Origin of the sequence: Microbacterium suwonense (assembly GCF_030296555.1) — a bacterium.
Classification (GTDB): Bacteria; Actinomycetota; Actinomycetes; order Actinomycetales; family Microbacteriaceae; genus Microbacterium; species Microbacterium suwonense.
Map to the genome: position 1 here is coordinate 3,050,688 of NZ_AP027728.1, position 22,995 is coordinate 3,073,682.

Here is a 22,995-nt window from a genome sequence, read left to right on the forward strand (position 1 = left end):
ACCCCCATGACCAAGCTCAGGCTGGCCATCGTCGGGGCGGGACCGGCTGGCATCTATGCCGCTGACATCCTGCTCAAGGCAGAGCGCAAGTTCGATGTCTCCATCGACCTGTTCGAACAGCTCCCCGCGCCCTACGGGCTGGTGCGCTACGGCGTCGCCCCCGATCACCCCCGCATCAAGGGCATCATCAACGCGCTGCGCGATGTGCTCGACCGCGGTGACATCCGGCTGTTCGGCAATGTGCGCTTCGGCACCGACATCACCCTCGACGACCTCAAGCGGCACTACAACGCGGTGATCTTCGCCACCGGGGCGGTGCGCGACTCCGGCCTGGACATCCCCGGCATCGACGCGGATCACTCCTTCGGCGCCGCCGAGTACGTCAGCTGGTTCGACGGCCACCCCGACGTGCCGCGTGAGTGGACGCTGGATGCCGAGTCCGTCGGCGTGATCGGCAACGGGAACGTCGCCCTGGATGTGTCGCGCATGCTCGCCAAGCATGCCGAGGATCTGCTCGTCACCGAGGTTCCGGACAACGTCTATCAGTGTCTGAAGGCCAGCCGCATCACCGATGTGCACATCTTCGGGCGGCGCGGCCCTGCGCAGGTGAAGTTCACCCCGCTCGAGCTGCGCGAGCTCGGCGAGCTGCGCGACGTCGACATGGTGGTGTACGACGAGGACTTCGAGTACGACGAGGCGTCCAAGCAGGCCGTCGCCAGCAACAAGCAGGTGATGGTGATGGATCGCATCATGCAGTCCTGGCGCAAGCTGGACTCGGTCAACAACGCCGGCGGCACGGCATCCCGCCGCCTGCACCTGCACTTCTGGGCGCGGCCGGTGGAGGTCAAGAAGGACGAGAACGGCCGGGTCGCCGCACTCGTGTACGAGCGCACCGCCTCGGACGGCGCCGGGGGAGCGGTCGGCACCGGCGAGATGCGCGAGATTCCGATGCAGGGGCTGTACCGCGCGATCGGCTACTTCGGCTCCCCGCTGCCCGGCGTGCCCTTCGACAAGAAGCACGGCGTGATCCCGAACCGTGAGGGTCAGGCGCTGGAGGCCAAGTCGAACCAGCGCGTGCCGGGCATCTACGCCACCGGCTGGATCAAGCGGGGGCCGGTGGGCCTGATCGGCCACACCAAGTCGGATGCCATGGAGACCGTGCAGCATCTGATCAACGATCAGGGCTCGTGGTGGCAGCCCGAGGACCCCTCGGACGAGGCGATCCCCGCACTGCTTGCCGAGCGGGGCGTGGCATGGACAGATCTGGACGGCTGGCATCGCCTGGATGCGCACGAGATCGCCCTCGGCGCTTCGCAGGAGCGCGAGCGGGTGAAGCTCGTGCCCCGCGACGAGATGGTGCGCGTCTCGCGCGGGGAGTGAGTCGACGCCCGGATAGGGTGACCTCATGGGGGAGTGGGTCGCGGATGTGCTCGGCGACGAGTTCGAGCAGCTGACGCTGCCGCTGGAGCCGGATGCCGAGGGCGAGGTCGTCGCGACCCTCGTGCGTGCGCTGCCGGATGCCGTGCCCTGGTGGCACCTGGGCGGTGACCGGAGGCTGCTCGCCGACGTCGACGTGCTGTACGTGCACGGCTGGTCGGACTACTTCTTCCAGAAGCGGCTCGCCCGGTTCTGGACCTCGCGCGGAGCACGCTTCTTCGCCCTCGATCTGCGCAAGTACGGCCGCAGCCTGCGGCCGGGGCAGACGCCGGGATTCATCACCGACCTCGCCGAGTACGACGCCGAGATCGAGGCGGCGCTCGCCGCGCGCGGTGAGGCGACGGGCCGCCGGCTGGTACTGCTGGGGCACTCCACCGGCGGGCTGGTGCTCAGTCTGTGGGCTTCCCGGCATCCGGAGCAGGTCCATGCCGTCATCCTGAACTCGCCGTGGCTGGAGTTCCAGCTGGGCGCCGCGCGCACGGCGATCGCGCCGATGGTCGGGCTGCAGGCCCGATGGTGGCCGAAGGATGCCGCCCCGCAGGTGGATCTGGGCTTCTACACGCGCGCGCAGAACGAGGTCGCCGATCCCGACGACCCGATGGAAGTGGATCTCGCGTGGCGCCCGGAGCAGGCCATGATCGTGCATGCGGCCTGGCTGCACGCCATCCTGCAGGGCCATCGAGCGGTGTCCAGCGGTCTCGGCATCCCCGCGCCGGTATGCGTGCTGCTCTCGGCACGCACCGCCGTGCCGACCAGGTGGTCGGAGGAGCTCACCCGCGCCGACAGCGTGCTGGTCGTCGACGACATCGCCCGCGCCGCGCTCAAGCTCGGCTCCTCGGTGACGGTCGAGCGCATCGACGGTGCCCTGCACGACGTCTTCCTGTCACGACGTGAGGCGCGTCAGGACGCCTACGCGCGACTGGAGCGCTGGGTCACCGGGTGGGCGGCATCCGGCGGTTGACGGAGACGCCGGATGCCGGGGTCGTGACGCTGGCGTCGGATGCCGGGGTCGTGACGCTGGCGTCGGATGCCGGGGTCGTGACGCTGGCGTCGGATGCCGGGCGAGCCCTTCAGACGAGGCCGTAGATCGCCCGGACAGCGCGCTCGGCGGCATCCGCATCGCCGCTGCGCAGCGCGGCATCCAGTTCGACGCAGCCGGCGAGCAGCGAGGGCCGATGCGCCGGGGTGATCGAGAGCACGCGGAGGGCTCTGGCCAGTGCCACGCTCGCCTCGTCGACGAGCGCCTGCTGCAGCGGGTTGCCGGTGCGCTCCGCCAGATAGCCGACGGCATCACGGCGGGCCTGCGAGCACGCCGCATCGTCGTCGATGCTGGCGGCGACCTGGGCGATCAGGCCGGACATCGTGGCGACGTCGGCCTCGGTCAGGCGCGGGCAGGCGAGCCGGGCGATGATGCCGGCCTGATAACCGGCGAAGGCATGCGCGGCCTCGATGGCCTCCGGGGTGAGCTCGCTGACCTCGGTGTACCGGCTCGGGTACATCACGACCAGCCCGATGCGCTCCAGCCGCTGCAGAGCCTCGCGCACCGGTGTGCGGGATATGGCGAGTTCCTTCGCGAGATCCGCGTCACGGATGCGATCTCCAGGCGCGAGCTCCCCGCTCACGATGCGTTCCCCGATCAGGTGGAACACGCCCTCGGCCAGCAGATGCTTCCTGCTCTTGTTCTCGCGGACCTCCACCCGCGGTCGTTCGACGTCCGTCATCGTCCCCATCCCCCAGAATGCCTCCCGAGCGCCCCTGGCGCCCCGTACTGTGCACTCTAGCGGGTGAATCCGACAGTGCCGGGTGGTCGCGGAATGCCCGGCGCGACTACCGGTAGTTGATGAACTGCAGGTCGACGTCGAGGTCGCTGCTCTTGAGCAGGGCGATCACGGACTGCAGGTCGTCGCGGCTCTTGGACTGCACGCGCAGTTCGTCGCCCTGGATCTGGCTCTTCACGCCCTTCGGGCCCTGATCGCGGATGATCTTGCTGATCTTCTTCGCGTTCTCGCTGGAGATGCCGTCCTTCAGGGTGCAGACGATGCGGAACTCCTTGCCGCTGGCGAACGGCTCGCCGGATTCCAGGCTCTTCAGCGAGATGCCACGCTTGATGAGCTTGGACTGGAACACATCCAGCACGGCCTTCGCGCGTTCCTCGGTGTTCGCCTTGATCAGGATCGACTCACCGCTCCACTCCACAGAGGCGCCGGTGCCCTTGAAGTCGTAGCGCTGCTCGACCTCCTTGCGCGCCTGGTTGAGGGCGTTCTCCGCCTCCTGGTGGTCGACCTTGCTGACGATGTCGAAGGATGAATCTGCCATGGCGTCATCCTACCGAGGATGCCGTTCTCGGGTCCCCATGGAAGCGTTTCCACGAGATCGTTCTCCTTTGGCGCTCGATAACGGCTTGGTATCAGTGGGGTCCGGCGTTGCGCCCGAGCCGGGTTTCTGTGCAGAATGTAAGCGCTTGCAATTTGGCAGGCGCGAACGGCTCGCATCGATGCATCCATCGGTGACCGGAGCCGATCGGATTCCCGCATCGAGAGAGGCACACACACCAATGAAGGTGAACATGAAGGGCATCGTCGCCTTCGGCGCGATCGCCGCCGTATCGGCCATGACGCTCACCGGCTGCTCCAGCAGCGCCGACGACGCAAGCGGCGACAAGGCCGCCGCGGACAAGGCGACCAGCACGCTCACGGTCTGGGTCGATTCCGAGCGGGTCGACGCGCTCAAGGGCGCGGCTGACGCCTACCAGGAGAAGACCGGCGTCAAGGTCGACATCGTCGGCAAGAACGTCGACGACGTCAAGGACGATTTCATCCAGCAGGTTCCGACCGGCAAGGGTCCGGATGTGGTGATGGGTGCCCATGACTGGCTCGGCGAGCTCTCCACCAACGGCGTGGTCGCGCCGCTGGAGCTCGGCGACTCCGCGGACGACTACCTCGACGTCGCCCTGCAGGCCGCCACCTATGACGGCACGGTCTACATGCTTCCGTACGCGGTGGAGAACATCGCGGTGCTGCGCAACGCCGACCTGATTCCCGAGGCCGCCACCGACTTCGACGACATGATCGCCAAGGGCAAGGCCGCCGGCCTGGACCAGCCGTTCGTCGTCGAGCAGGGCGCCGAGGGCAACCCGTACCACCTGTATCCGTTCCAGACCGCCTTCGGGGCACCCGTCTTCGGCACCGACGCGTCGGGAAGCTACGACGCGACTGATCTGCAGCTGGGCAGCGACGGTGGCTTCGCCTTCGCCGACTGGCTGGGCGAGGAAGGCGCCGCCGGCGTGTTCAACACCGACATCGACGGCGACATCGCCAAGCAGCAGTTCCTCGACGGCAAGGCCGCATTCTGGCTGACCGGTCCGTGGAACGTCGGCGCCGCGGTCGACGGCGGGATCAACGTCGCCATCGATCCCGTCCCCAGCCCCACCGATCAGGCAGCCTCGCCGTTCGCCGGCGTGAAGGGCTTCTTCGTCTCCTCTGAGTCGAAGAACAAGGTCGCGGCGAACGACTTCCTCGTCAACTACATCGGCACCGAAGAGGTGCAGCTCGACCTGTTCGAGGCCGGCAACATCCTCCCCGCTCTGACCGCCGCCGCCGACACCGCGGCATCCGATCCGATCATCGCCGGCTTCCAGTCGGTCGGCGCCGATGCGGTGCCGATGCCCGCCATCCCCGCGATGGGCTCCGTGTGGCAGTTCTGGGGCATCGCCCAGGCCGCCATCATCAACGGCGCCGACCCTGCCGCCACCTGGCAGGGCCTGACCGACGACGTGTCGGCTGCGATCAAGTAGCACTGCTGTCTACGTCGGGGCCGGTGTGCGAGCACCGGCCCCGGCGACGCAGAGCGACCGGATGGACGAGGGATGACGGACGTGACGACCACTGAGAAGATGCCGCAGACCAGGCGGCAGCGGCAGGCTGCGCAGCTCGCCGACGCGGCATCCCAGAAGATCCGCTGGATGCTGCTGAAGATCGTGCTGCTGGCGATCGTGGATGCCGTGGCGCTCTACGGCGCATTCGTGCTGTTTACGCACCGGGAGTGGGTGGTGCTCGCACTGGTGGTCGTCGTCACGATCATCGTCAACGCGATCTACTTCTCGAAGAAGCACATCCCCGGCAAGTACCTCGCACCTGGCATCCTCTTCCTGGTCGTCTTCCAGGTGTTCACGCTGCTCTACACCGGGTACATCGGCTTCACCAACTACGGCACCGGCCACAACGGCTCCAAGGAGCAGGCGGTCTCCGCGCTGATGGCGTCCGCCCAGGAGCGCGTCGCCGACTCGCCCACCTACCCGGTCACCGTCGTGGAGCAGCTCGGCACGCTGGGTCTGCTGGTCACCGAACCAGACGGCGACGTCAGCGTCGGCACGAACGAACAGCCGTTGCACGAGGTGACGGATGCCGAGATGGAGGGCGGCCGCGCCGTCGCGCTCGACGGCTGGAACTCGCTCAGCTTTGCCGACGTGCTCTCGCGCTCCAGCGAGATCGAGGCGCTCTCGGTGCCGTTCAGCGACGACCCGAATGACGGCTCGCTGCGCACGCCCGACGGTCAGAACGGCTACCTCTACGTCTCCAACCTCGCCTACGACGCCGAGGCGGGCACCATGACCGACACCCGATCCGGGGTGGTCTACCGCGACATCGGCACCGGCGCCTTCACCGCTGACGACGGCGCGCAGCTGCTGCCGGGCTGGCAGATCACCGTCGGCTTCGACAACTTCATCCGCGCCGTCACCGACGGCTCGATCCGCGGGCCGCTCATCTCGGTCACCGTCTGGACCTTCGCTTTCGCACTGATCTCGGTGGCGTCGACGTTCTTCCTCGGGCTGCTGCTTGCGATCGTGTTCAACAAGACGCGGATGCGCTTCCGCAACGGCTACCGCATCCTGCTGATCCTGCCCTACGCGTTCCCCGCCTTCCTGTCGGCGCTGGTGTGGGCCGGCATGATGAACGAGAGCTTCGGGTTCATCAACCAGGTGCTCTTCGGCGGAGCATCCATCCCCTGGCTGACCGACCCCGTCCTTGCCAAGGTCTCGGTGCTGATCGTGAACCTGTGGCTGGGCTTCCCGTACATGTTCCTGGTCTGCATGGGCGCGCTCCAGGGCATCCCCGAGGACGTCAATGAGGCAGCCGTGGTCGACGGGGCGAACCCGTGGCAGATCTTCCGGCAGATCAAGCTGCCGCTGCTGCTGGTGACGGTGACCCCGCTGCTGATCTCGTCGTTCGCGTTCAACTTCAACAACTTCAACCTGATCTACATGCTCACCGGCGGTGGCCCCCGCTTCGAGGGCGTCTCGATCCCGGTCGGCCACACCGACATCCTGATCTCGATGGTCTACAAGGTGGCCTTCACCGGCCAGACGCGAGATTACGGACTGGCTTCGGCGTTCACGATCATCATCTTCATCGTGGTCGCGGTGATCTCGATCATCAGCTTCCGCAAGACCAAGGCCCTCGAGGAGCTGAACTGAGATGAGCACGGCAACCGCAGCTTCCATCCCCACGGTCCCCGTCCCTCGCCGGCGGAACCGGCAGTCGTTCGGCAGGTGGTTCGCCGACACCGGATGGCGTCATCTCGTCGCGATCGTGGTGAGCATCTTCGCGATCTTCCCGCTGCTGTACGTGGTCTCGGCGTCGCTGAATCCGCGCGGTACGCTCACCGGCTCGAACCAGCTGTTCTCGGCGATCGGCATCGACAGCTACGTGCGCATCCTCACGGATCCGCAGAACCCGTACCCGCAGTGGTTCCTGAACACGCTGCTCATCGCGGTCGTGACCGGGCTGGTGACCGTGTTCATCGGCGCCTGCGCGGCATATGCCTTCTCGCGTATGCGATTCACCGGGCGCCGTGTGGGACTGGTCACGATCGTGGTCGTGCAGATGTTCCCGCAGCTGCTGGCCGTGGTCGCGATCTTCCTGCTGATGTCGACGATCGGAGACTGGTTCCCCGCCATCGGCCTGAACACGCACACTGGCCTGATCCTCGTGTACCTCGGTGGAGCGCTCGGTGTGAACACCTATCTGATGTACGGCTTCTTCAACACGATCCCCAAGGAGCTCGACGAGGCCGCCCGCATCGACGGTGCCGGTCACGCGCGCATCTTCTTCACGATCATCCTGCGTCTGGTGGCGCCGATCCTCGCTGTCGTGGGCCTGCTGAGCTTCATCGGCACGGTCAACGAGTACGTGGTCGCGAGCGTGATCCTCATCGACCCGGAGCAGCAGACCCTCGTCGTCGGGCTCGCCAAGCTCGTGGCCAACCCGCGCTATGCGGACTGGTCGGCGTTCTCGGCGGGTGCCGTGATGGCGGCGATCCCGGTGATGATCCTGTTCCTGTTCCTGCAGAAGTACATCGTCGGCGGCCTGACCGCCGGCGCGACCAAGGGCTGATCGGGCGCGGCTCCCGGCATCCGCTGCACTTTCCTGAGTTCTCTCCCGAATCCGCTGCAGTTCCCTGCGCCCCTCTCGCATCCGCTGCAGTTTCCTGAGTTCTCTCCCGAATCCGCTGTACTTTTCGGCATCCGCGCCATCGATCGATGGCGCGGATGCCAAAAGATGCAGCGCACGGCCATGCGCTCCGTCGAACCTCGCGCAGCTAGCTTGTCAGGCATGCTAACTTGTGAGGCATGACAGCGGATGTCGGGGCGCAGATGCGCAAGGGGGTGGTCGAGTACTGCGTGCTCGGCCTGCTCGCCCGCGAGCCGATGTACGGCTGGCAGCTCGCCGAGGCGCTCACTGCGGCGGGGCTGATCGCCAGCATCGGCACGCTGTATCCGCTGCTCGGGCGGCTGCGCGACAACGGCTGGGTGTCGACCTTCGACCAGCCCTCGGATGCCGGCCCGGTGCGCAGGTACTACCGGCTGACGGATGCCGGGATCGACCGGCTCGCGCTGTTCCGCGCGCAATGGCAGCCCTTCGCCCGAACCGTCTCGGGCCTGGTGGGAGAGGAACGACCATGATGACCACTGCCTCCGACTATCTCGCGCGGCTCGATGCCGCGCTGCGCGAAGTGCCGCACGGCATCGCCGCCGACATCCGCGCGGGCATCGCCGAGGAGCTCTCGAGCCTCGATCCGGATGCCGCAGAGGCGCGCATCGCGCAGCTGGGCGATCCCGCGGTGATCGCGCGGGAGGCGATGGATGCCGGCGGGTATGCGCCGGCCGCGACTCCTGCATCAGCAACTCCAGCCACCGTCCCCACGACGAGCACACGCGGCTTTGCGATCATCGCCGCTCTGTCTCTGAGTGTCGGCGCCTTCGTGGTGCCCGTCGTCGGATGGTTCGTCGGCGTCGCGCTGGTGCTGGCCAGCGGGATGTGGCGCACGGGGAGAAGATCGTCGCGATCGTCTCGCCGCTGGTGCTGTTCGGGATCCTGCTCCTGCTGTCGCTGCCGGCGTACGCGGTCTCCGGTGGGGTCGTGGTGCACGAAGCAGGAGGCACGGGAAGTGCGCCCGAGGCGTCGAATCCGCTCGTGCCGACGCTGGTCGACTCTGCACATCTGCTGATCCTGCTGCTCGTGCTGGTGGCGATCCCGGCATCCGGCCTCTGGCTGCTCTGGCGCATGCGCGGCCGCACGGCCCCTGACGCGCCGCCACATCCTGCGCATGCCTGCATCCTGGGCGCCGCCGCATCCTGAGCATGGCCGCACGGCATCCGCTGCACTTTCCGGCATCCACCCGCCGAGACTTCTCTTCGGGCACGAGACATTCGCGCGTGCGTGCTGTCTCGTGCTGGAAGGGAAGTCTCGTGGTGGGGAAGGGAAGTCTCGTGCTGGAAGGGAAGTCTCGTGGTGGGGGTCGATCGGGCGACGCGACACGAGACAGGGATGAGCGGGGGAACGGACGGGCGCGCGTATGGTGTGGGCATGACGGCGCGCGTGGGAGGGCGGAACGCGGCGATCAGCTGGATCGTCGGCCTCCTGTGCGCGGCAGTCGTGGGCGGCCTGATCTGGCTGTCGCTGCCGGCGGGGCCGGGGATGCTGGCCCTTATCGGACAGCTGCTGGGCGGACACGGCGGATGATCGCCCCGCAGTGAAGCGCCGACACGTCGGCACGCCTCCGGCACGCGGGATTGCGCGGGAGTTACCCTCACTGTGCACCCATCCACGAGAGGCGAATCCATGAGCGACCCCGAGGTTCCCCAGAACGACCAGCCGAGCGACATCGACGACGTCGTCGGCAGTGCCAACGAGGGTCTTGACGCGGCTGCCGCGGCTCGCGCCGATGTGCCGTCCGAGAGCACCCCGCAGGACGTCGATCACGATGCGGAAGCGGAGGCGTTCGCCGCCGCCGAACGCGACTATCCGGGGGTCTTCAGCGGAAGCGCCGCCGAGACGGATGCCGAGCAGCGCACCGCCGAGACGGATGCCGAGCAGCGCACCGCCGAGAGCGGTGCGCCCACCGGACCGGCCATCTACGCAGAACCTCCCGTCGACGCCGCGGGCGAAGCCGAGGCCGCAGCATCAGCCGCGCCGAGCATCGAACCGGACTACGGGGTCCCATCGGCATCCGACGCGGCCGACGTCACTGCGGTTCACGCCACCGAGCCGACGCCGTCCGTCGCCGACGAGGCCTACGCGGCAGGTGCCGCGTCGTCGGCCACCGTGCCGCTGGTCTCCGCCGCCGAGCCCGTGGCTCCGCCGCCCGCCGCGCAGCCGATCTTCGTCCAGGCGCCCGAGCCCCCGCGCGAGCTGGGCAACCGCGGCGCCGCCGGAGCAATCGGACTCGTCGCCACGATCGTCTTCGCGATTCTCTATCTGGGTGCGACGCTCGGCCTCGCGGCGCTCGCCGGAGACGTGACCACCGAGAACATCGGCACGGCCGCGCTGACACCACTGAGCACTTGGGCGTTCTGGGTGCCCGTGGTCGTGTTCTTCCTGGCGTTCTGGCTGCTGGGCGCCTTCGTCAACCGGGCGCGCTGGGGCAAGTGGGTCGTCCTCGGGCTGCTCGTGGCTGCGGCGACCTACGGCGGACACCTCCTGGGGCAGCTGTTCCAGGCGCCGTTCTGGAGCATCACCCCGAGTGCATCGGCCGAGCTGATCGACGAGCAGATGCTGGCGCCCCTCGCGATCGCCGCGTTCGTGTTCGCACGTGAGCTGACCATCTGGTTCGGCGCCTGGGTCGCCCGCAGCGGCGCCCGCAAGAAGGCGCTGAACGCCGAGGCCCAGGCCGAGTACGAGCGCACGCTCGAGGCGGGCCCGAGCGCACTGCGCTGACCGTTCCGCGCACGGTCGCGCTGACTCGTGCGACCGCGAACCCGAACGACAGCGTATGGTGACGCCATGACCACCACGCGAGACCCCCACGAGATGCCATCGTCGGGGGTCTCGGCGTTCCTCGCCCTGGTGATCGGGTTCGTCCTCTTCGCGGCGCTGGGCATTCTTGGGCTCGGGATGCTGAGCTTCTTCGCCGACGTCGACATCCTCGACGTCCCCGGGCTGGAGTGGTGGCCGGGCATCGTCGGCATGATCGCGGCGATCGGCGCCTTCGCGTGGATGCTCTGGCCGGCCCTGGTGCGTGAGCGACCCTCGTTCCTGTCGATCATGCCCGTGGCGCTGATCGCTGCCGTCGCGCATGTGTTCGTGGTCGCGGCCTGCGCGCTGCTGGGTGGAGCGGGAATGGCGTCGGCGCTTACCGCCGTCGCGCAGCTGGTCACGCGGGGTTCGAGCGGTGTGCTGATGGCGTCGGCGCTGATCGCCGCCTGGGTCGCCATCGCCCTGCGCCGCACGCGTGGGAGCGCGCCGAGCTGGCCGTGGGAGCACCAAGACACCGAGTGACACGCACGGATGCCGGGACGAATGCGCCCGGCGGCCATACGCTGTATGCATGGAGAGGTCGCTGGAAGCCCAGGTCAGCCAGGCTGTCGATGCCTGGCTGCGGTGGGTGCCGCGGTGGGCGCCGGCGACGCACCGCGGCCGGGTGGCGCCGTGTCGCCGTTGCTTGGGATCGCCGATCCTCTCGGCGGCCGGGATCGGGGCGAACGTGCCGCACGGGGTGCAGCACGGCCTGTCCACGCGCGTGAAGGCGATCGTCGATCACGCCGTCGCCGAGTACACCGCGCGGAACCTGCCGATGCTGCAGGCAGAGCTCGACCATCAGGCCGATCGCAACCGGTCGCGCGCATATCGGCCGGCGGAGGGGCTCGATCCGGAGTACGAGGGGATGCCGCTGGATCCCGATCCGGTGCCCGGGGCTCCTTTCCTGTTCACGATCGCAGGCATGGCAGATGAGGCCTCGGCCGAACTGCCGCCGCTGCCGCCGCTCAGCGACGAGGCGAAGGCAGCACTGCGCCAGGAAGTCGCGCTGGCCGACGAGTACGCCAACATGGTCGGTCGTGAGATCTGCACCCTGCTTCTGCGCCACCGCCTCAGCGTGCAGGCGGCAATCTCGCAGTACGTCGAACCGCAGATCGAGGCGATGCTGGCGGAGCTGAGTGAGGCGCTGGACTCGCCGTTCGACCCCGACACCCCGTGACGCGAGCGCCGGCGCTGCTTCGAGCGCCCGGCTGGGAATCACCTGCATCCGCTTGAGCTCGCCGTTCCCATCGGTCTATCGTTTTTCGATAGATTCATATTGTCTTTCGATAGGAACATCATGCAGCCCCTCGCCACCCTCCTGCTCCGGTGGATGATCGTCCTCCTGCTCGCCCTACTGCTGTTCGTGCAGATCTTCCTGATCCCATTGGTGGCTGCCGAGACAGCCGCACGCAACCCGGATCTCGCCTACCTCGAGGTGCCGGGGATCGTCGGAGCGGTGCTGTTCCTGGTGCTCGTCGAGATCGTGCTGGTGTGCGTCTTCGCCCTGCTCTCGCTCGTGCGCGCCGACCGGATCTTCAGCCCGCACGCGTTCCGCTACGTCGATGTCATCGTCGGCGCACTGCTGGCATCCGCTGTGCTGCTGATGGCCTCGTTCCTCGTGCTCGCCGCCGGCCGTGCCGTCAATCCGGGCATCCTCGTGCTCGCCGTGTTCGGCATCGTCGTCAGCGTCTCGCTCGCGCTGCTGGTCGGCGTCATGCGGGGACTGCTGCGCAAGGCGCTGCAGCTCGAGCAGGACCTCTCCGAGGTGGTCTGATGCCCATCGTGATCGACATCGACGTGATGCTGGCCCGCCGCAAGATGAGCGTGCAGGAGTTCGCCGACGCCATCGGCATCACGCCGGCGAACGTCGCCGTGCTCAAGAACGGGCGGGCCAAGGCCGTGCGCTTCACCACGTTGGACGCCATCTGCCGGGTGTTGGACTGCCAGCCCGGTGACATCCTGCGTCGTGTGCCGGAGGGCGAGTCGTGAGCCCGGCGTGGGCGGATGCCGCCATCGCGCGCCTGCATGACGCCCACAGCTGCCCGGTCTGCGAGTCGGCCTGGCTCGTGAACGGCGGATGCCCGGCCTGTGGCGCCGACCTCACCGGCGAGCCGGGTGCGCGGCTGTGGAGCGCCTCGGTCGCAGCGGCCGAGGCGCTGCGCCGGCGGGAGTCGCTGCTCTCCCGGGTGCCCCGCCGCATGCCGGTTCCCGCCGTCGCCGGCCCTGTGCCGGTCCCCGTCGCCGGCGCTGTGCCGATCCCCGTCGTCGGCACCGTGCCTGGCACTGCCGTGCGAAGTCACATCGCACCTGAGACTCCGACGCACGCGGGGATTCCCGCGCCGGATGCGGTCTCGCCATCGGAGAGCAGCGACAGCACCAGCCTGCAGTCGGTGCTCGCCATCGCTGGTGCGGCGCTCTTCGCCGTCGCCGCCATCGTCTTCACCTTCTTCAATCCCGAGCTGGCCGACCGGACTGTGCGCAGCACGATCATCGGCGGTGTGACGTTGGTGTTCCTCGGCGGCGCGTGGCTGCTCGCGCGCCGCCGACTGCAGTCCTCCGCAGAAGCCGTCGGCGGGCTGGGCCTGGTGTTCCTGGGGCTGGATGTGCAGGCGATCGGCGGCTCCTTCCTCGACGGCGGATCCGCGTGGGTCGCCGCGGCGATCGCCACTGCGGCCGCCGGCGGTGCGATGCTCGTGGCGGCTCTGCGGGCCGGCATCCGTATCTGGCTGTGGACGTCGCTGCTCGCGCTCGCCGCCTCGCCCGCGATGCTCGGCTTCGCCTTCGGCGGCGCCGCGGCGGCGCTCTGGCTCGCGGCGTCGGCATTCGCCGCGACAGGTCTGATGACGCTGCTGCCCCGGTTCGCCGCTCGGTTCCCCGGCGGGGACGTGCGGTTCCCCGCCGGCGCGGAGGCGACGGATGCCGGCATCACCGGCGTCGCGGGCCCCGGCGTCCTCGCCGACCCGGCCCCCGGCCGGCGTCTCGGCGCTGAGCTCGTCGCGCTCACCGTGCTGCAGCTGATCGTCACGATGCTGTCACTGCCGCGTGTGCTGTTCTCCGGTGCGGAGCCGATCGTCGTGGCGGGAGTGCTCGCCGTGCTCGCTGTGCACGCCGTGCTGGCCGCCGTGCGGACGATCACGCCGGTCTGGTCGTTCACGGCGGGAGTGCTGGCAGTCGCCGCGGCGACCGCCGCGGCGATGCAGACGGCGACCGCGGCAGCCTGGACCAATGCTGTTCTCCCCGCGGGTGCGGTGCTGGCGCTGCTGCTGTGCGCTCTCGTGCCCCTGCCGAAGCGCACCGCACGCATTCCGCTCGTCGTGGGGGCCGGCCTGGCTGCGGGCGTGACCAGCGCACCCGCCGTCCTCTCCGGAGCCCTGGTCGGCGTCGCCCTGCTGAACGCGGCCGGTGCGAACGCCGGAATCCCGGGTGGAGCGGCCGGGTTCAGTCCGGTGCTCGGCAGTGTCGCGGCCACATGGTCGACGATCCTTGCGCTCGCGGTCATCTCCGCCGGATTCGCCGCCTTCACGCTGTGCATCCGGCGCCGGCACGAGCTGCGCGTGCTGCGCACGGCCGCTCTGATCGTCGCGGCGCTGTACGCGATCGCCGCAGTGCTCTGCCTGTCCAGCGCGCAGCTGCTCCCGCGCCCGCTGAGCATCGCCGTGCTGCTGGCGGCTGTCGCGGCGACCGCGCTGGCGCTGATGGGTACGAGAGGGCGCGGTGCGGCATCCGTTCGCGGGATCCTCATCGTCGGCGGCCACCTCGCGCTGCTGGTCGCAGTGATGCTGGCCTGGCAGGATCGCGCTCTCGTGCCGATCGCCGGCATCGCGACGCTACTCGCGCTCGCGGTCGTGGCGGGCACGATGCCCGCGGCGGTGCGGTTCCTGCACGTCGGAGTCGGCTACGGCTATGCCCTGATGCTGGTCGGCACAGCTCTCTCGCTGGCCGGCGTGGGCGGAATCGCGCTGCTGTGCCTGACGGCGTCGGCCGGACTGCTCGGCGCGGTCGGCGCGACGTTCGCGCCGTGGCTGGGCGCCCGCAACTGGCAGGCGGTGCTCGTCGTCGCGGCGGTGCCGTTCGCGATCGGCATCGTGCAGGTGGTGTTCGAGCGCAGCGGCTGGACCGCGCTGTCGACGGGGCTGATGTTCGTGCTGGCGCTCGTGCTGCTGGTGACTCGGCGTGCGGGGCTGACGATCGTGATCCGCACGCTCGCTGCCGCGGTGCTGGTGCCTGCACTCGCCGTCGTCATCCTGTGCCTCGGCGCGCAGCTGCTGGTGCAGAGCGGCTCGCCGGTCGTGCTGCCGCTGATCGCGATCGTGGTCGCACTGGTTCTGCCGTCGGGGCGGATGATCCGCGACGCCCTGGTCGCCCACGGCCGCATCGCGGCGACCGCAGATGCCGCCAGGGTCGCCATCGAGGCATCCGCACTGCTGACCGGGAGCATCGCCGTGCTCCTCTCGCTGGTGCGGGCCGCCGCCGGCTTCGGCACCGCGTGCCTGGTGCTGATCCTGCTCGGGATCGGTGCGGCACTGACCTCGCTGCTCGCCGGTCGGCGCTACGGCTGGTGGGTCTCGGGCGTCGCGTTCACCGGCGCGCTGTGGTCGCTGTGGGCGTTGAACGGAGTGCAGCTGCCCGAGGCCTATCTGCTTCCGCCGGCGCTCGGCGCGGCACTGATCGCGGGGCTGCTCACGCTGCGCGGTGCGCGCGCCGTGCCGTTGTTCGCGACGGGGCTGGCGGCAGCGGTCGTGCCGGTGCTGCTGCTGCTCATCGCCGGTGATGCGACGGCGGCGACTCCGTGGCGCGCGCACGGGCTGCTGGCCTGCGGGTGGCTGCTGCTCGGCATTGCCGCCGTGATGCTGCGCTCCTCCCGCCCGTGGCCGCGTCGACTGCGTCCGCTGCGCGCGGCGACGGTCATCGCCGCCGGTGTCGCCGCACTGGGCGGCACCGTGCAGGCAGCGCGCTGGGGGAGCGGGCTGGACGCCGCCCCGGTGCGCGGCGGAGAGGCGGGACTGTTCCTGTTGAGCGTGGGGCTCAGCGCGGTCGCTGCGCTCGCACTGCTCGCCGCCGCACGGATGCTGCGGCCCTCGGCATCCGTGTCCTCCGCCCTCGCGCGGATGCTGCCGGTGCGCTGGCTCGCGGTGCCGGCGGCGCTCGCCTTCGCGATCGGCGTGTGGCCGGCCATCGCCCGCGACTGGTTCGTGATCTGGGGGATGTGGACGCTGATGATGTGCTGGCTGGTGGTCATGGTGCTCGCCGCCCGCGGCTCGCTCCGGCCCGGGGATCGCAGCGGGATGACCCCGCCGGTGTGGGTGCTCTTCGGCATCGCCTTCGTCACCGCCGTGGTGGCGTGGAGCCCCCGCGAGCTGCGGGTGGAGATGTTCTCGCTGCCGCTCGGGCTCTTCCTGCTGGCTGCGGGTGCGCTCGGAATACGCGCGGGGACGGATGCCGAGCAGCAGCCCGCGCGCCTCGACGACTGGCCGCGCGGACGGCGGGGCTCCTGGGCGCTGCTGGCGCCCGGACTGCTGGCGATGATGTCGGCATCCGTCGTCTCCACCTTCACCGATCCGCTCACCTGGCGCGCCATCCTGGTGATGGCGCTGGCGCTCGCCGCGATCCTGCTGGGGGCCGCCAGGCGCCTAGCCGCCCCGTTCGTGATCGGCCTGATCGCACTGCCGGTCGAGAACGTGTTCGTCTTCGCCGTGCAGCTCGGGCGCGGCATCGAGTCCATGCCGTGGTGGATCACGCTGGCCACGGTGGGGGCGGTGCTGCTGATCATCGCCGTGGCCGGCGAGCGGCGCGAGGGCACGGGCAGGGGAGTGATGGCCCGCATGCGGGATCTGCGATGATCGGCGTGGCGGCCGTCGGCATTTGACCAGCATGGTTACGCAGGATTACACTTGATCGAGTGTGCGCACGACTGTGCGTGCGCGCAGGGCGCAGGCAGACGCCGATTCGCCCCCACGGCATACCCACCACACCAAAGGCAGCGCGGTTCCGCTCTGCCGGTGGGTCATGATGTGAAACCCATCATGCTGTCACCGTGCAGCACTACGAGGAGAGAACGTGCCAACTATTCAGCAGTTGGTTCGCAAGGGACGTTCGCCCAAGGTCACCAAGACCAAGGCGCCCGCTCTGAAGTCGAACCCGCAGCAGGCAGGCGTGTGCACCCGCGTGTACACCACCACACCGAAGAAGCCGAACTCGGCGATGCGCAAGGTCGCCCGTGTCAAGCTCCGCAACGGTACCGAGGTCACCGCCTACATCCCCGGCGAGGGGCACAACCTGCAGGAGCACTCGCTGGTGCTCGTGCGCGGTGGGCGTGTCAAGGACCTGCCCGGTGTCCGCTACAAGATCGTCCGTGGTGCGCTCGACACCCAGGCTGTCAAGAACCGTAAGCAGGGTCGCTCCCGCTACGGCGCGAAGAAGGGTTGAGATAGATGCCTCGTAAGGGACCCGCTCCCAAGCGCCCGGTCGTCAACGACCCGGTCTACGGTGCCCCGATCGTCACCTCGCTGGTGAACAAGATCCTCGTCGACGGCAAGAAGTCGCTGGCCGAGTCGATCGTCTACGGCGCCCTCCGCGGCGTCGAGGCGAAGAACGGCCAGGACGCCGTCGCCACCCTCAAGAAGGCGCTCGACAACGTGCGCCCCACCCTCGAGGTCCGCAGCCGCCGCGTCGGCGGCTCGACCTACCAGGTTCCGGTCGAGGTCAAGCCGCACCGTGCGAACACGCTCGCACTGCGCTGGCTGGTCAGCTACGCGAAGGGTCGTCGTGAGAAGACGATGACCGAGCGTCTGCAGAACGAGATCCTCGACGCGTCGAACGGTCTGGGAGCCGCGGTCAAGCGCCGCGAGGACACCCACAAGATGGCCGAGTCGAACCGGGCCTTCGCTCACTACCGCTGGTAATCAGCGCTGCCGGCTCCGAGTCCACTGACTCGGAGCCGGCACTCCACACTTCGCACAGCGACCGCAGCAGATAAGGAAACACCCGTGGCTCAAGAGGAGCTCGCCGACCTGAACATGGTCCGCAACATCGGCATCATGGCGCACATCGATGCCGGAAAGACCACCACCACTGAGCGCATCCTGTTCTACACGGGTGTCAACCACAAGCTCGGTGAGACCCACGACGGTGGCGCGACGACCGACTGGATGGAGCAGGAGAAGGAGCGCGGCATCACGATCACGTCTGCCGCCGTGACCTGCTTCTGGAACAAGAACCAGATCAACATCATCGACACGCCGGGCCACGTCGACTTCACCGTCGAGGTGGAGCGCTCGCTGCGCGTGCTCGATGGCGCCGTCGCCGTCTTCGACGGCAAGGAGGGCGTCGAGCCCCAGTCCGAGACCGTGTGGCGCCAGGCCGACAAGTACAACGTCCCGCGCATCTGCTTCGTCAACAAGATGGACAAGCTGGGCGCCGACTTCTACTACACCGTCGACACGATCGTGAACCGCCTCGGCGCCAAGCCGCTGGTGCTTCAGCTGCCGATCGGCGCCGAGAGCGACTTCATCGGCGTCGTGGATCTCATCGAGATGCGCGCACTGGTGTGGGAGGGCGACTCCAAGGGCGATGTGACCATGGGCGCCAAGTACGAGGTTCAGGAGATCCCCGAGAACCTCAAGGAGAAGGCCGCCGAGTACCGTCAGGCGCTGCTGGAGACCGTCGCCGAGACCGACGACGCGCTGCTGGAGAAGTTCTTCGGCGGCGAGGAGCTCACGGTCGCCGAGATCAAGGGCGCCATCCGCAAGCTCGTCGTGGCCAGCGAGATCTACCCGGTGCTGTGCGGCTCGGCGTTCAAGAACCGCGGTGTGCAGCCGATGCTGGACGCCGTGGTCGACTATCTGCCGAACCCGCTCGACGTCGGCGCCATCGAGGCGCACGACCCGAAGGACGAGGAGAAGGTCATCGAGCGTCGTCCCGACGCCAACGACCCCTTCGCGGCCCTCGCGTTCAAGGTCGCGGTGCACCCGTTCTTCGGCCGGCTCACCTACATCCGGGTGTACTCCGGTCACCTGGACTCCGGTTCCGCGGTCATCAACTCGACCAAGGGCAAGAAGGAGCGCATCGGGAAGATCTTCCAGATGCACGCCAACAAGGAGAACCCCGTCGACGCCGTCTCGGCCGGCAACATCTACGCCGTCATCGGCCTGAAGGACACCACCACCGGTGACACCCTCGCCGACCCGGCCGCTCCGGTCGTGCTGGAGTCGATGACGTTCCCCGAGCCCGTGATCGAGGTCGCGATCGAGCCGAAGACGAAGGCCGACCAGGAGAAGCTCGGCGTCGCCATCCAGAAGCTCGCCGAAGAGGACCCGACCTTCCGCACCGAGCTGAACCCCGAGACCGGTCAGACGACCATCAAGGGCATGGGCGAGCTGCACCTGGACATCCTCGTCGATCGCATGAAGCGCGAGTTCCGCGTCGAGGCGAACGTCGGCAAGCCCCAGGTGGCCTACCGCGAGACGATCAAGAAGGCCGTCGAGAAGCACGACTACACGCACAAGAAGCAGACCGGTGGTTCGGGTCAGTTCGCGAAGATCCAGTTCACTATCGAGCCGCTCGAGCTCGACGGCGACAAGACCTACGAGTTCGTCAACTCCGTCACCGGTGGTCGCATCCCGCGCGAGTACATCGGCTCGATCGACGCCGGTTTCCAGGACGCGATGAACGTCGGCGTGCTGGCCGGCTACCCGATGGTGGGCGTGAAGGCGACCATCGTCGACGGTGCCGCGCACGACGTCGACTCCTCGGAGATGGCGTTCAAGATCGCCGGCTCCATGGGCTTCAAGGAGGCCGCCCGTCGCGCCAACCCGGTTCTTCTCGAGCCGCTGATGGCCGTCGAGGTGCGCACTCCCGAGGAGTACATGGGCGACGTCATCGGCGACCTGAACTCGCGTCGTGGTCAGATCCAGTCCATGGAGGACGCCCAGGGCGTGAAGGTCGTTCGTGCGTCGGTCCCGCTGTCCGAGATGTTCGGCTACATCGGTGACCTGCGCTCGAAGACCTCGGGTCGTGCGGTGTACTCGATGGAGTTCGACAGCTACGCGGAGGTTCCGCGCGCCGTCGCCGACGAGATCATCCAGAAGACCAAGGGCGAGTAAGCCCTTCATCCGGATGCTGGGGACCACTCGTCCACAGCATCCGGATACCCCACAACTTCACATTCCACTCTCTACTAAACTGAGAAAACCAAACCCAGTAGCGAACCGGTCACAATCCAGTGCCCGGCGATCACTACACGAACGTCCTGAGGAGGACCCAGTGGCCAAGGCCAAGTTCGAGCGGACCAAGCCGCACGTCAACATCGGAACGATCGGTCACGTCGACCACGGCAAGACCACCCTGTCTGCCGCGATCTCGAAGGTGCTCGCCGACAAGTACCCGTCGGACACCAACGTCCAGCGTGACTTCGCGACGATCGACTCCGCTCCTGAGGAGCGCCAGCGCGGCATCACGATCAACATCTCGCACATCGAGTACGAGACCCCGAAGCGCCACTACGCGCACGTCGACGCCCCCGGCCACGCCGACTACGTCAAGAACATGATCACCGGTGCCGCTCAGATGGACGGCGCGATCCTCGTGGTCGCCGCCACCGACGGCCCGATGGCTCAGACCCGCGAGCACGTGCTGCTCGCCAAGCAGGTCGGCGTGCCGTACCTGCTGGTCGCGCTGAACAAGAGCGACATGGTCGACGACGAGGAGATCCTGGAGCTCGTCGAGCTCGAGGTCCGTGAGCTGCTCTCGTCGCAGGGCTTCCCCGGCGACGACGCTCCGGTCGTCAAGGTCTCGGCTCTGGGCGCCCTCAACGGCGAGCAGAAGTGGGTCGACTCGATCCTCGAGCTCATGCAGGCCGTCGACGACAACGTGCCCGACCCCGAGCGCGACCGCGACAAGCCGTTCCTGATGCCGATCGAGGACGTCTTCACGATCACCGGTCGTGGCACCGTCGTCACCGGTCGCGCCGAGCGCGGCACCCTGGCGCTGAACTCCGAGGTCGAGATCGTGGGTCTGCGTCCGACGCAGAAGACCACCGTCACCGGTATCGAGATGTTCCACAAGCAGCTCGACGAGGCATGGGCCGGCGAGAACTGCGGTCTGCTGCTCCGCGGCACCAAGCGCGAGGACGTCGAGCGTGGTCAGGTCGTCGTGAAGCCGGGCTCGATCACCCCGCACACCAACTTCGAGGGCACCGCCTACATCCTCTCGAAGGATGAGGGTGGCCGCCACAACCCGTTCTACACGAACTACCGTCCGCAGTTCTACTTCCGCACCACCGACGTCACCGGCGTCATCACGCTGCCCGAGGGCACCGAGATGGTCATGCCCGGCGACACCACCGACATGGCCGTCGAGCTGATCCAGCCGATCGCCATGGAGGAGGGGCTGGGCTTCGCCATCCGCGAGGGTGGCCGCACCGTCGGCGCCGGCACGGTGACGAAGGTCATCAAGTAAGCGCTGCTTTCTCGGAAAGGGGTCGAGCCTTCGGGCTCGGCCCCTTTTTCGCGCCTCTGCGAGGGCTGCGCGCACTCTTCAGCAGGGCTTGCGCAGACGTTGACCCAATCCTGAGCCAAATCCGTTGACACCCCGACACCGACTTCAGCACCATGGAAACGAAGAGGGGAACACGCGTTTACGGCGTGACTCTTCCGGGGTCGGACACAACCGTGGATGCTGAGGGGCACCATCCGGGATACCCGTGTGTCCGCGCCCGTGTTCCGTCACCAGCGCCCGTACACCGATTGGGAGATCAACCATGCGTGCCACCATCAAGAACTACTCCGAGGCCATGAAGGCCCGCCGCGAAGAGACCGGCGACGAGGGCTTCTCGCTCATCGAGCTCATCGTCGTCGTCGTGATCCTCGGCATCCTCGCCGCGATCGCGGTGCCGGTGTTCACCGGGCTGCAGGCACAGGCCGAGCAGAGCGCCCAGGACGCAATCGCCGGCAACGTCGCCAGCCAGGTGGCTTCCGACATCGCACAGGATCAGGCCTACGACGATTTCTCCGGATTCGACACTGTGAAGTACGACATCTCGGTAGATCCTGCGACTGGTGCGCAGGTCGATAACTTCTGCGTGACTGTGAAGGACGGCGCTGCTGAGGAGTCGAAGTCGGGCCCCGGCTGCTGACCCAGCCGCTATAACCACTCAAGGCCGACCCGAACCCGACGGGTCGGCCTTGAGGCCGAACTGAACACACATGCTTTTCTGGGGAGGGGATCATGGGCGAATCGCACGCCGACGACGGCTTCAGCCTGGTCGAGGTCATCATCGCGATGTTCCTGCTCGCGGTGATCGCACTGGCGCTCCTCCCGCTCATGATCGGCGCGACCCGCACCGGTGTGGTCAACCGCGATCTCGTCGCCGCGACCAGCTTCGCGAACGCGCAGCTCTCGCCGATCACCGCCGATTTCCCGCTCGTGGCAGGCACAGCCTCCACCTGTACTGCGCTGCAGGGCCGCAAGGCCAGTGACGTGCCAGATCCTGCCGGCACCGGGCTGCTCGCCAGCATCGAGGTCGGCGGCTGCCCCGCGGCATACCCGGGCGCCGTCACCGTGACGGTCACGGTCCACGCCGCCGACGGCGGCACGCTCGTGACGCTGCCCACCCGCATCCCGGTGGTCGGATGATGAACGTGCGTGCGAGGGACGACGACGGCATCACGCTCATCGAGGTGATCGTGTACCTCGTCATCAGCGGGATGTTCCTGGCCCTGCTCGCGGGGCTGTTCGTCGCGGGCCTGCGTGCGCAGACGACCGCGACGGATCTGGACTCGGCCACCGGCGCCTCCGGCGTCGTGAGCAGCTCACTGCAGTCCGGCATCCGCAACGCCGCCGCGTTCGCCCTCTCCGACGACAACCAGACCGTCGTCGCGACCGTGATCGCCGACGACGGGCCGTCGTGCCGGGGCTGGCGGGTCACCGCGGATGGCGACCTGCTCTATCAGCGCTCCTCCTCGGCGATCCCGCTGACCGGAGGCTCGGGATGGACGGCGATCGCGCACGGCGTCGTCGGCAGCCTCAGCCGCGTCGACGGCACGGATGCCGATGGCGCGCCGAAGATCGTTCCGATCGACGCGGACGGCGACGGCCGCACCGACGCTTTCGCCCGCACTGGCACGCTGCTGCAGGTGGGCATGGACATCAAGGTCGGCGACGGCACCGTCGCCTGGACCACAGGCATCACCGCGCGAGCGGTGGGCGAAGGAGTGACCACGACATGCTGGTGAACACACCCCCGGCACACAGGCGATCCGATGAG

At 68.2% G+C, this 22,995-nt stretch carries 25 protein-coding genes; 23 read left to right on the top strand and 2 right to left on the bottom strand.

From position 1 onward, the window contains the following. The first annotated feature begins 6 nt into the window (after positions 1-6). The 3 genes from QUE33_RS15240 to QUE33_RS15250 are packed head-to-tail and all read left to right on the top strand — an operon-like array spanning position 7 to position 2,523. Positions 7-1,380 carry an FAD-dependent oxidoreductase gene (locus tag QUE33_RS15240; RefSeq protein WP_286301126.1) on the top strand — a complete coding sequence of 458 codons (1,374 nt, stop codon included), beginning with the start codon at positions 7-9 and terminating at the stop codon, positions 1,378-1,380. Between the two features lie 25 nt (positions 1,381-1,405). Beyond that, positions 1,406-2,398, top strand: a complete 993-nt coding sequence (locus QUE33_RS15245) for an alpha/beta hydrolase (protein WP_286301127.1) — start codon at positions 1,406-1,408, stop codon at positions 2,396-2,398. After that, the gene (locus QUE33_RS15250; protein WP_286301128.1) at positions 2,377-2,523 is read left to right on the top strand and encodes a hypothetical protein; all 147 of its coding nucleotides are present in this window, start codon (positions 2,377-2,379) and stop codon (positions 2,521-2,523) included. The genes QUE33_RS15245 and QUE33_RS15250 overlap by 22 nt, the downstream gene beginning before the upstream one ends. Here QUE33_RS15250 and QUE33_RS15255 read toward each other — a convergent pair. Next, positions 2,508-3,158, bottom strand: a complete 651-nt coding sequence (locus QUE33_RS15255; RefSeq protein WP_286301129.1) for a GntR family transcriptional regulator — start codon at positions 3,156-3,158, stop codon at positions 2,508-2,510. The genes QUE33_RS15250 and QUE33_RS15255 overlap by 16 nt on opposite strands. Before the next feature lie 106 nt (positions 3,159-3,264). Further along, positions 3,265-3,753 (bottom strand): YajQ family cyclic di-GMP-binding protein, encoded by a 489-nt coding sequence (locus tag QUE33_RS15260; protein ID WP_286301130.1) that lies wholly within the window; start codon positions 3,751-3,753, stop codon positions 3,265-3,267. A gap of 238 nt (positions 3,754-3,991) precedes the next feature. Here QUE33_RS15260 and QUE33_RS15265 point away from each other — a divergent pair, with 238 nt between their 5' ends. The 20 genes from QUE33_RS15265 (at position 3,992) to QUE33_RS15360 (ending at position 22,963) form a co-directional block, all read left to right on the top strand. After that, on the top strand, positions 3,992-5,230 hold the full coding sequence (locus QUE33_RS15265) for a sugar ABC transporter substrate-binding protein (RefSeq protein ID WP_286301131.1): 1,239 nt from the start codon (positions 3,992-3,994) through the stop codon (positions 5,228-5,230). Positions 5,231-5,302: 72 nt separating this feature from the next. Next, entirely contained in the window at positions 5,303-6,910 is a 1,608-nt protein-coding gene (locus QUE33_RS15270) for an ABC transporter permease subunit (RefSeq protein ID WP_378760949.1), read from the top strand. A gap of 1 nt (position 6,911) precedes the next feature. After that, positions 6,912-7,829 carry a sugar ABC transporter permease gene (locus QUE33_RS15275; RefSeq protein ID WP_286301132.1) on the top strand — a complete coding sequence of 306 codons (918 nt, stop codon included), beginning with the start codon at positions 6,912-6,914 and terminating at the stop codon, positions 7,827-7,829. A 236-nt stretch (positions 7,830-8,065) separates the two neighbouring features. Further along, positions 8,066-8,398 carry a PadR family transcriptional regulator gene (locus tag QUE33_RS15280; RefSeq protein WP_286301133.1) on the top strand — a complete coding sequence of 111 codons (333 nt, stop codon included), beginning with the start codon at positions 8,066-8,068 and terminating at the stop codon, positions 8,396-8,398. Beyond that, positions 8,395-8,943 (top strand): HAAS signaling domain-containing protein, encoded by a 549-nt coding sequence (locus tag QUE33_RS15285; RefSeq protein ID WP_286301134.1) that lies wholly within the window; start codon positions 8,395-8,397, stop codon positions 8,941-8,943. The genes QUE33_RS15280 and QUE33_RS15285 overlap by 4 nt, the downstream gene beginning before the upstream one ends. Further along, entirely contained in the window at positions 8,910-9,074 is a 165-nt protein-coding gene (locus QUE33_RS15290) for a hypothetical protein (protein ID WP_286301135.1), read from the top strand. Before QUE33_RS15285 ends, QUE33_RS15290 begins: the two co-directional genes overlap by 34 nt. 228 nt (positions 9,075-9,302) lie before the next feature. After that, complete coding sequence (locus QUE33_RS15295; protein WP_286301136.1) at positions 9,303-9,458, top strand: hypothetical protein; 156 nt, start codon at positions 9,303-9,305, stop codon at positions 9,456-9,458. 99 nt (positions 9,459-9,557) lie between these two features. Continuing rightward, on the top strand, positions 9,558-10,652 hold the full coding sequence (locus QUE33_RS15300) for an ABC transporter (RefSeq protein WP_286301137.1): 1,095 nt from the start codon (positions 9,558-9,560) through the stop codon (positions 10,650-10,652). Between the two features lie 66 nt (positions 10,653-10,718). Then, positions 10,719-11,213, top strand: coding sequence for a hypothetical protein (locus tag QUE33_RS15305; protein ID WP_286301138.1), 495 nt, complete (start codon positions 10,719-10,721; stop codon positions 11,211-11,213). Positions 11,214-11,262: 49 nt separating this feature from the next. Then, on the top strand, positions 11,263-11,910 hold the full coding sequence (locus QUE33_RS15310; protein WP_286301139.1) for a spermidine/putrescine ABC transporter substrate-binding protein: 648 nt from the start codon (positions 11,263-11,265) through the stop codon (positions 11,908-11,910). 120 nt (positions 11,911-12,030) lie between these two features. After that, entirely contained in the window at positions 12,031-12,507 is a 477-nt protein-coding gene (locus QUE33_RS15315) for a DUF2975 domain-containing protein (protein WP_286301140.1), read from the top strand. Next, entirely contained in the window at positions 12,507-12,722 is a 216-nt protein-coding gene (locus QUE33_RS15320) for a helix-turn-helix domain-containing protein (RefSeq protein WP_286301141.1), read from the top strand. The genes QUE33_RS15315 and QUE33_RS15320 overlap by 1 nt, the downstream gene beginning before the upstream one ends. Beyond that, complete coding sequence (locus QUE33_RS15325; protein WP_286301142.1) at positions 12,719-16,573, top strand: SCO7613 C-terminal domain-containing membrane protein; 3,855 nt, start codon at positions 12,719-12,721, stop codon at positions 16,571-16,573. The genes QUE33_RS15320 and QUE33_RS15325 overlap by 4 nt, the downstream gene beginning before the upstream one ends. A gap of 217 nt (positions 16,574-16,790) precedes the next feature. Further along, positions 16,791-17,159: a 30S ribosomal protein S12 gene (rpsL, locus tag QUE33_RS15330; RefSeq protein ID WP_241927871.1), complete on the top strand. Its 369-nt coding sequence runs from the start codon at positions 16,791-16,793 to the stop codon at positions 17,157-17,159. 5 nt (positions 17,160-17,164) lie between these two features. Then, entirely contained in the window at positions 17,165-17,635 is a 471-nt protein-coding gene (rpsG, locus tag QUE33_RS15335; protein WP_017201608.1) for a 30S ribosomal protein S7, read from the top strand. Between the two features lie 84 nt (positions 17,636-17,719). Then, on the top strand, positions 17,720-19,834 hold the full coding sequence (gene fusA, locus QUE33_RS15340; RefSeq protein ID WP_286301143.1) for an elongation factor G: 2,115 nt from the start codon (positions 17,720-17,722) through the stop codon (positions 19,832-19,834). Positions 19,835-19,994: 160 nt separating this feature from the next. Beyond that, a complete protein-coding gene (gene tuf, locus QUE33_RS15345; protein ID WP_286301144.1) occupies positions 19,995-21,188 on the top strand; it encodes an elongation factor Tu in 1,194 nt (397 codons plus the stop codon). A gap of 301 nt (positions 21,189-21,489) precedes the next feature. Further along, positions 21,490-21,864 (top strand): type IV pilin protein, encoded by a 375-nt coding sequence (locus QUE33_RS15350; RefSeq protein WP_286301145.1) that lies wholly within the window; start codon positions 21,490-21,492, stop codon positions 21,862-21,864. Positions 21,865-21,956: 92 nt separating this feature from the next. Continuing rightward, the gene (locus QUE33_RS15355; RefSeq protein ID WP_286301146.1) at positions 21,957-22,364 is read left to right on the top strand and encodes a prepilin-type N-terminal cleavage/methylation domain-containing protein; all 408 of its coding nucleotides are present in this window, start codon (positions 21,957-21,959) and stop codon (positions 22,362-22,364) included. Further along, positions 22,361-22,963 carry a pilus assembly FimT family protein gene (locus QUE33_RS15360; RefSeq protein WP_286301148.1) on the top strand — a complete coding sequence of 201 codons (603 nt, stop codon included), beginning with the start codon at positions 22,361-22,363 and terminating at the stop codon, positions 22,961-22,963. Before QUE33_RS15355 ends, QUE33_RS15360 begins: the two co-directional genes overlap by 4 nt. Positions 22,964-22,995 lie beyond the last annotated feature (32 nt).